This is a genomic window from Vibrio sp. V42_P2S4T144 (assembly GCF_009904715.1).
In the GTDB taxonomy this organism is placed as follows: Bacteria; Pseudomonadota; Gammaproteobacteria; order Enterobacterales; family Vibrionaceae; genus Vibrio; species Vibrio alginolyticus.
Genome location: NZ_WXWS01000184.1, coordinates 1 through 2,047 on the forward strand (window position 1 = coordinate 1; position 2,047 = coordinate 2,047).

Sequence of the window (2,047 nt, forward strand, 5' to 3'; positions counted from 1 at the left end):
GTCTAACTCAGGCTGAAACTTGGCTGACAAACAATTCAGATCTACTGGTTCAGTACGGTGTGAACATTATCTCTGCGCTGCTTATTCTGTTTATCGGTAATCTTATCGTTAAGGCAGTCGCTGGTAGTGTTTCTAAAGTACTAGAAAAGAAAAACATGGATAAGGCCGTCGTTGAATTTATTCACGGTCTTGTTCGTTACTTGCTATTTGTAATCGTGCTAATCGCGGCTCTTGGTCGATTAGGAGTTCAAACCGCTTCTGTTGTTGCTGTGATTGGTGCGGCAGGTCTTGCTGTTGGTCTTGCACTACAAGGTTCACTATCAAACTTTGCAGCAGGCGTACTTATTGTTGCGTTCCGTCCATTCAAATCAGGCGACTACGTAGAAATCGGTGGTGTAGCGGGTAGTGTTGAAGCAATTCAAATCTTCCAAACCGTTCTAAAAACACCAGACAACAAAATGGTTGTTGTGCCTAACTCTTCAGTTATCGGCGGTGCCATTACTAACTACTCTCGCCATGCGACACGACGTGTCGACCTAGTGATTGGTGTTTCATACAAAGCTGACCTTAAACTAACGAAGAAAGTGATTCGTGAGACGCTAGAGAAAGATCCACGTATCTTGAAAGACCCAGATATCACAATTGGTGTACTTACGTTAGCAGACTCTTCAGTTAACTTTGTGGTTCGTCCATGGGTGAAAACTGCAGATTACTGGGGCGTATACTTTGATGCAATGCAAGGTATTAAAGAAGCATTGGATGAAAATGGTATCGAGATTCCATTCCCACAAATGGATGTTCACCTGAACAAAGTCGACGCTTAATCAAAAGCAGTCGATATTCAAAAGCGAGGCCAATAGGCCTCGCTTTTTTATACTTCGTAAAGGGTGTGATGACCAGCAAGTAAGAGGCGTTTTAGATGTTTACCTGCAAATCCAAATGTGAACTCAGGTAAGCCAGGCGTATAGAGCAACTCTTGATGTTGATAGAGATTGGTATCAACAATGATAGTGATGTATTCCGGTAAGCCTATTGGGCAAACCGCGCCGGGTACGCAACCTAACACTTCGACCATTTCATCGTCATTACAAATAGAGGGACGTTTACCTGTAATCGCTTTAATCTGCTTGGCATCGAGGCGCGAGTCCTTATCTGTCAGATAAACCGCGTAACCTTGTCCTTTGAGTGTTAAAAAGAGGCTTTTGGTATGCGTACCCGTCCAACCAAGCTCTCTCGCAATGCGTATATCTGTCTCAAAGTCTAAGATGGCTTCGTGCTGCCATTCCCGAAAAGGAATAGAGAGCGCGTTGAATCGCTCTCTATTGTTGTTATAAATACGTTTTAGTGACTCCATGTCTTTGCTGCCTTACTACCTTATGATTACCAATACTTATCAATAAGCTCACTCGCTAAGATATACGCTATTGTGAACATCATCATTGCGATTGCAATGTCGATGGTTTTTTTCACTTTTGGTTTAGAGAGTGTTGGACCTAGTTTGGCGGCTCCTATCGATAAAGTGTAGAACCAAACAAAGGAAGCCATAATCGTACCTAGTGCAAAAGCAATGCGATCATGGCCTTCAAATTGTCCACCGATCGAACCTAGAATAACGACTGTATCTAAATATAAGTGCGGATTAAGCACAGTGACGGCTAACGCACCTAGAATAACCGTTCGACGACCTCGAGCTACGATCTCCCCTTTTGATTCCGATTCACTCTCTGGCTTAAAAGCACTTTTTAGTGAGAGCAGTCCATAGAAGCTCAAGAAAGCAATACCACCAAGTGTCACCGACGTCAGTAAGATTTCATTTTGAGACAGAATTGCACCACCACCAAAAATACCTAGAGAGATGAAAATCATATCTAGCACGCTACAAATAGTGGCGGTTGTTAGGTGGTGGTTACGCTTTATGCCTTGATTTAAAACATACGCATTTTGCGCCCCGATCGGAATGATCATTGATGCTCCTAAACCAAAACCTTGCAATAGAACCCACAAGCTCACACTTCACCTCACTTCAAAATAACAAATACATTTACAG

The 2,047-nt window shown here is 42.8% G+C and carries 3 protein-coding genes; 1 reads left to right on the forward strand and 2 read right to left on the reverse strand.

Going from position 1 to position 2,047, the window contains the following annotated elements:
* A partial coding sequence (gene mscS, locus CAG68_RS06500; protein ID WP_161440937.1) for a small-conductance mechanosensitive channel MscS occupies positions 1 to 824 on the forward strand: 824 nt, incomplete at its 5' end.
* A gap of 47 nt (positions 825 to 871) precedes the next feature.
* Here the strand turns inward: mscS and CAG68_RS06505 are convergent.
* Together CAG68_RS06505 and CAG68_RS06510 are read right to left on the reverse strand one after the other, a co-directional pair.
* A complete protein-coding gene (locus CAG68_RS06505; protein ID WP_017633558.1) occupies positions 872 to 1,354 on the reverse strand; it encodes a YbaK/EbsC family protein in 483 nt (160 codons plus the stop codon).
* A gap of 26 nt (positions 1,355 to 1,380) precedes the next feature.
* Positions 1,381 to 2,010 (reverse strand): LysE/ArgO family amino acid transporter, encoded by a 630-nt coding sequence (locus CAG68_RS06510; protein WP_025998531.1) that lies wholly within the window; start codon positions 2,008 to 2,010, stop codon positions 1,381 to 1,383.
* Positions 2,011 to 2,047 lie beyond the last annotated feature (37 nt).

Bases quoted from the DNA above. Each gene is read 5' to 3' on its own strand.
- CAG68_RS06505 (WP_017633558.1), bottom strand. From the start codon at position 1,354: ATGGAGTCACTAAAACGTATTTATAACAACAATAGAGAGCGATTCAAC.